This is a genomic window from Lachnoanaerobaculum sp., from assembly GCF_057250505.1.
On record NZ_DBHIEQ010000054.1, the window covers coordinates 1 to 6,199 of the forward strand.

The window sequence follows — 6,199 nt, forward strand, 5'->3', positions numbered from 1 at the left end:
TACGATTTGTTGATTATTACAGGTCCTAATACCGGCGGTAAAACTGTTTCTTTAAAAACTGTAGGCTTATTCACAATTATGGGACAGGCAGGACTGCATATCCCCGCTTTTGAAGGAAGTGAGCTGTCCGTATTTAGCGATGTATTTGCAGATATAGGTGATGAACAGAGTATTGAGCAATCATTGTCCACATTTTCAGGTCATATGAAAAACATTGTCTACATTTTAAACCATGCGGATGCAAACTCACTCTGCCTGTTTGACGAGCTTTGTGCCGGTACGGACCCTACAGAAGGTGCCGCACTTGCAATATCCATACTATCATTCCTTCACAGAATGCAAAGCAGATGTATCGCAACCACTCACTACAGTGAGCTTAAGGTGTTCGCACTTAATGAGCCGGGAGTTGAAAACGCCTCATGTGAATTTGATGTGGCAACTCTATCTCCTACTTACAGAATACTGATAGGAGTTCCCGGAAAATCAAATGCATTTGCAATAGCAGGCAAGCTGGGACTGCCTGACTACATTATATCCGAGGCGGGTACACATCTTGAAAAAGATGCAAAAGACTTTGAAGACTTGCTTACCAGACTCGAAAATGACAGACAAATCATAGAAAAGGATAAACTATCCATTCAAAAGTATAAAAGAGAGATTGAAAGTCTCAAAAGGCATTATGACAAGCAGGAAGAAAATCTGGCCGCCAAAAAAGAAAAAATTCTTGAAGAGGCCAAAGAGTCGGCAAGAAAGATATTGGAAGAAGCCAAGGAAACTGCAGATGACACTATCAAAAATATCAATAAGATAGCTTCAGGTGCAGGTCTCGGCTCCGCTCTTGAAGAGCAGCGTACCAGACTTCGTGAGTCCATAAATAAGAATACAAAGTCTGTTGAAGTCAAAAAGCCTACAAATAAACTTAAAAAACCTAAGGAACTTAAGCTTGGAGACAGTGTACATGTTATCAGTTTAAACCTTGACGGTATCGTATCTTCTCTTCCTAACCAGAGCGGAAATCTGTTTGTACAGATGGGTATCCTAAGGTCACAGGTCAATATATCAGATATTGCCTTGGTGGAAGAACCTGCCAAAAAGACTGAAAATAAAACACGAAGTCGCGGCTCTTCAATGGTAAAGTCCGCTACAATATCTACCGAAATCAATCTAATCGGTAAGAATGTGGACGAAGCCTGCTCCGAGCTTGACAAATATCTTGACGATGCTCTGCTTGCACATCTTCCGGGAGTGCGTATCATACATGGTAGAGGTACCGGTGCCTTACAAAAAGGAATACACTCCTACCTGAAGAGACAATCATTTATAAAAAGCTACTCTTTAGCCGATTTCAACGAGGGTGGCAATGCTGTAACTATAGTTCATTTCAAATAAATATTTAAAGGGGAAACATGGCAGAAAAGCAAAGAATTTTAATTGTAGATGATGATGAAAATATTGCCGAACTTATTTCATTATATTTGATGAGAGAATGTTATGAAACAAAAATAGTAGGTGACGGCGAGTCCGCACTGGCCGACTTTGACGAATTCAAGCCGAATCTCATACTGCTTGACCTTATGCTGCCGGGAATTGACGGCTATCAGGTGTGCAGAGAAATAAGAGCAAAGTCAGGTACACCTATAATAATGTTGTCCGCAAAGGGCGAAGTCTTTGACAAGGTACTGGGGCTTGAGCTCGGTGCAGACGACTACATGATAAAGCCCTTTGACTCAAAGGAGCTTATCGCCAGAGTCAAAGCGGTAATAAGAAGATATAACAGCAGCACTATAACAATACCGGAATTACACAGCGGCGGTGAATATGTCGAATATCCCGACCTTATTGTAAATATGACAAACTATGCCGTCACTTACCTCGGCAAGAATATAGAGATGCCTCCAAAGGAGCTTGAACTTTTGTACTTTTTATCTTCACATCCTAATCAGGTCTTTACCAGAGAACAGCTGCTTGACAATATCTGGGGCTATGAATATATCGGTGATACAAGGACTGTGGACGTACATATCAAAAGATTGCGTGAGAAGATACATGACAATCAGTTTTGGGCCATATCCACCGTCTGGGGAATAGGCTATAAGTTTGAGGTCAAAAAATGAGACTCTCTCTCTATCTGAAATTTATACTGGCTTATATCATATTCGGAGTAGCCGGATTTGTAGCTATTGCCACCATATCAAGCCAACTTACCTACTCATATCTTGTGGAGTCGAGAAGTCAAACACTCTATGACGAGGCAAATCTGATAGCTTCCACCTACTCCACAGTTTATGAGGGGCAAAATATCTCTCTTGAGGAAAGTTATCCACAGCTTAGAGCTGTTGCCACCTTTCTGAATGCCAAGATATGGGTAATGAACAAAAACGGTAAGATAATAGTGGATGCGGAGAATAAGAGAGTCTCTGATGTTATCTCCGACTTTGATCCTACAGCTACAGGAAACAAATCTTATATGGTGGGAAGATATTTCAACTCCTTTGATGAAGATTACTTAAGTGTCTCCGCACCTATCACAGGCAACTTTCGTACCTACGGCTATGTAGTCATTCACCTTCCCATGAAGAATGTTACTCAGAGCCAATATCATATACTGAATATTGTCTATATAACATCCCTAATAGTATTCCTATTGTCTATGATTATATTGATAGTATTCCAACGTATTGTGTACTCACCTCTAAAGAAGATAACTGACGGAGCCAAGGCGTACGCGGAGGGTGATTTGAAGTATGAAATAAAGGTAAATTCAAACGATGAGATGGGATATCTGGCTGCCACACTGAATTATATGTCCGATAAGCTTGATGATACGGAAAACTATCAAAAGAAGTTTATATCCAATGTCTCACATGATTTTCGCTCTCCTCTTACTTCTATAAAGGGATACCTTGAGGCTATTTTGGACGGTACAATCCCCCCTGAGATGCTTGAAAAGTATCTCAACAGAGTAATTGACGAGACAAAAAGACTTACAAAACTCACAGAGAGCATACTTTCACTTGATTCTATAGAAAGTGTAAAACTCAATAAGACAAACTTTGATATAAACGAGATGATCAGAAATACGGCAAGCAGCTTTGAAGTACAGTGTACCGGCAAGAATATCACTATTGAGCTGATATTTATAAATGTATCACAGTATGTATTTGCGGATTTCGGCAAGATAGAGCAGGTACTTTATAATCTTATTGACAACGCCATAAAGTTCTCTTCACAAAACTCTTCCATCATAATACAGACAAGCATCAAAAAGGAAAAGATATTTGTCTCTGTAAAGGACACCGGCATAGGTATCGCAAAGAACGAACAGTCCAAAGTCTTTGACAGATTTTATAAATCAGACCTTTCAAGAGGTAAGGATAAAAAGGGCACCGGACTTGGACTTGCCATTGTAAAAGAGATACTTCAAACACATGGTGAGAATATAGATGTCATAAGTACTGTTGGAATCGGAACCGAATTTATCTTCTCACTGCCTATAAGTAAGGAAATATAAGCTTTAAAAAAGGTACTCCATTTTGGAGTACCCTTTTTGTTCTATTATCTTTATTCTATTCTTTCTTTAACTCAACTTTTTGATTCAGCTCCGCAAAACTTGTAGCAAGTGAAGCCAGACCGCTCAATTCGGTAGGTATAATAATCTTTGTAGCCTTACCGTCGGCAACCTTCTGGAACGCCTCAAGGCCTTTGAGTGTAAGTACCTTCTGACTCGGATCCGCTTCTGAAAGCACTCGTAAAGACTCAGCCTGAGCCTTTTGTATTGAAAGTATAGCCTGTGCCTGTCCTTCGGCTCTCTTTATTGCAGTCTCCTTCTCGGCTTCCGCATTAAGTATTGCCGCCTGCTTATTACCCTCCGCCACTAAGATAGCACTTTCTTTCTTTGCCTGTGCCTCAAGGATGTTGGCTCTCTTTTCACGCTCTGCCTTCATCTCCTTCTCCATCGCAACTCTGATATCTTCAGGAGGCAAAATACTCTTAAGCTCCACACGATTTACCTTGATACCCCAAGGATCTGTAGCTTCATCAAGTTCTGCTCTCATTGCAGTATTGATAGTATCTCTTGATGTAAGAGTCTGGTCTACTGTCATATCACCTATGATATTTCTAAGTGTTGTAGCTGTAAGATTCTCTATAGCTGCCAGAGGTCTTTCAACACCGTAAGTATAGAGCTTAGGATCCGTTATCTGAAAGTATACTATAGTGTCTATCTGCATTGTTGCATTATCCTTAGTGATTACAGGCTGCGGCGGAAAATCGACTACCTGCTCCTTAAGTGAAATCACTTTAGCCACTCTGTCAAAAAACGGATTGATAAAGCTCAAACCTGACTGAAGCCCCTGTGAATACTTTCCAAGTCTCTCAATCACATATACTCTTGACTCAGGTACAATCTTTATTCCCTTGGCTGTAAACACAACTATAATTGCCAGAATTATAATCGCAATAACATAACCTATCACGTTCATAGTTATATCTCCTTTTATTTTTCCCCGATTATTATCTTATTTCCCTCAAATCTGCCTATATCGGCAATATCTCCCTCGTTCAGCTCGACATTTGAAACAGCTGTCCATATGCCTCCCTTAAATCTTGCATCATAGACATATTTGCCGCCTTCTTTTGCTGTAAACCTTACTATCTTTACCTTCTCCGCATCAAGCTTGTCCTTAACCTTCATATATCTCTTGAATATTTTTCTGAAGAATATGATAAAGATAAGCGAAAGTATGCAGAATATAGCCAGCTGTATCTGTATCGAATTTATAAACGGTGACAGCACAACCATAATAAGTGCAGCAAGTGCCAGCCATATCGAAACCAAACCGGGGATGATAATCTCACCTATAGCAAATATAGCAAATAAAATTCCCCAATATAACATATTTTCTCCTCTTTTAACATTAACCCTCTACGCTAACGATTTTTAGAAAGACAATACTACAAGTAACACTTATAGTATATCATAAAATATATCTATATGCTAGTAAAACCCCAAGGCACACCTTGAGGTTTTACTTTATAAATATGGATTATCTTACCCACTTACCGTTACTGTCTACCCAGTATCCGTCAGGAGTTCTGGCATTGTACCACATTGCTCCGTCAGCACCTACATAATATGAATCGCCCTTATAGTTAATCCAAGCGTTTCTGTACATATAGCCCCAGTGATCAAAATAATACCACTTCTGATTGTCATATAACCAGTTCTCCGCTACATATCTTGTAGTTCCTGTCAACATAAAGTACCAACCATGCTCATCTCTACGCCATTCGCCTCTATCACCTTGCATACGCTCCAAAACTTCTGCATGTGCTGTCAACGGGGGAACTACAACACCACCTAGACTGAATGCCGCAAACAAGACTGCCGCTGATTTGATTAAACCTTTTTTCATCATTCCTCCTTTTCTCCTACTCACTCATGTCATAACAGATTCACTGTTTATCCACATTATAAACTATATTTTAATTTTATGTCTTACATAGTTTTTACAAATTATAGTCTAATTACATAATTTTTTTATTTGCTCTTTAGAACCGGAGTCCAGTAGCTGTTATTGTAAATATCTGTAAACTTATATGTGATCTCATTGTCATCCTGAATATTTACATAGTATACTTCAGGCTGCTTGCTTACGGTATATTGATTACCTATCTTATAATCATTTTCAAATGTTCCGTCATAGCTATAATAATTTGCCAAAAAATCTATCTTATCACCGGTCTTTATCTCTGTTATATTCTTTGCAACAGTGTCTACATCTGTGCCTGTATAGTCAAAGTTTGCACCTGCAATATATCCCTTAGGATGATCCGAGTCGAATACTATAATTAAGTTTGCCCTCTCTCCGTTTAGAAGTATAGGTACATAACCGATAGCGGCACTCCCTTTATCGTCCTTTGTAGTGGCCAAATGAAAATATGCTACAGGATTACCGTCTATCGATATCCATGCTCTTTCTTTATCCGCAAGCATATCGCCGTTCTCATCAAACTCAAAGAAATTATTAAGTCCCATATCAATATAGCCTTGTCCGTCATCAATAAGCATATTTTCATATATGCCGGATACCATATTCCACTCATCTTCAGACAGATGTATTTTAGGTGTGGAGTCACTATCACTCCACTGAAGTTTTGACGAATCAAGTCTGTTTGAAAGTACATAGTCCTTTATATC

At 39.3% G+C, this 6,199-nt stretch carries 6 protein-coding genes and 1 pseudogene; 3 read left to right on the forward strand and 4 right to left on the reverse strand.

The genetic code is table 11. The annotated features are described in order from the left end of the window. From ACO6FI_RS12955 to ACO6FI_RS12965, 3 genes are all read left to right on the forward strand, one after another. Positions 1–1,389: endonuclease MutS2 (locus tag ACO6FI_RS12955; RefSeq protein ID WP_485457692.1), on the forward strand; the 1,389-nt coding region annotated here is incomplete at its 5' end. Between the two features lie 17 nt (positions 1,390–1,406). Next, a complete protein-coding gene (locus ACO6FI_RS12960; RefSeq protein WP_298054848.1) occupies positions 1,407–2,114 on the forward strand; it encodes a response regulator transcription factor in 708 nt (235 codons plus the stop codon). Then, the gene (locus tag ACO6FI_RS12965; RefSeq protein WP_485457693.1) at positions 2,111–3,511 is read left to right on the forward strand and encodes a sensor histidine kinase; all 1,401 of its coding nucleotides are present in this window, start codon (positions 2,111–2,113) and stop codon (positions 3,509–3,511) included. The genes ACO6FI_RS12960 and ACO6FI_RS12965 overlap by 4 nt, the downstream gene beginning before the upstream one ends. Before the next feature lie 55 nt (positions 3,512–3,566). Here the strand turns inward: ACO6FI_RS12965 and ACO6FI_RS12970 are convergent, their stop codons facing one another. The 4 genes and pseudogenes from ACO6FI_RS12970 to ACO6FI_RS12985 all read right to left on the reverse strand — a co-directional run. After that, on the reverse strand, positions 3,567–4,481 hold the full coding sequence (locus ACO6FI_RS12970) for an SPFH domain-containing protein (RefSeq protein WP_485457694.1): 915 nt from the start codon (positions 4,479–4,481) through the stop codon (positions 3,567–3,569). Positions 4,482–4,495: 14 nt separating this feature from the next. Beyond that, positions 4,496–4,897: an NfeD family protein gene (locus tag ACO6FI_RS12975; protein WP_485457695.1), complete on the reverse strand. Its 402-nt coding sequence runs from the start codon at positions 4,895–4,897 to the stop codon at positions 4,496–4,498. A 148-nt stretch (positions 4,898–5,045) separates the two neighbouring features. Next, on the reverse strand, positions 5,046–5,414 hold the full coding sequence (locus ACO6FI_RS12980) for a choline-binding protein A (protein ID WP_172634507.1): 369 nt from the start codon (positions 5,412–5,414) through the stop codon (positions 5,046–5,048). Positions 5,415–5,539: 125 nt separating this feature from the next. Further along, positions 5,540–6,199: pseudogene (locus ACO6FI_RS12985) on the reverse strand (clostripain-related cysteine peptidase); the annotation flags it as partial.

Coding starts and splice junctions, on each gene's coding strand:
- ACO6FI_RS12960 (WP_298054848.1), top strand. CDS start 1,407: ATGGCAGAAAAGCAAAGAATTTTAATTGTAGATGATGATGAAAATATT.
- ACO6FI_RS12965 (WP_485457693.1), top strand. CDS start 2,111: ATGAGACTCTCTCTCTATCTGAAATTTATACTGGCTTATATCATATTC.
- ACO6FI_RS12970 (WP_485457694.1), bottom strand. CDS start 4,481: ATGAACGTGATAGGTTATGTTATTGCGATTATAATTCTGGCAATTATA.
- ACO6FI_RS12975 (WP_485457695.1), bottom strand. CDS start 4,897: ATGTTATATTGGGGAATTTTATTTGCTATATTTGCTATAGGTGAGATT.
- ACO6FI_RS12980 (WP_172634507.1), bottom strand. CDS start 5,414: ATGAAAAAAGGTTTAATCAAATCAGCGGCAGTCTTGTTTGCGGCATTC.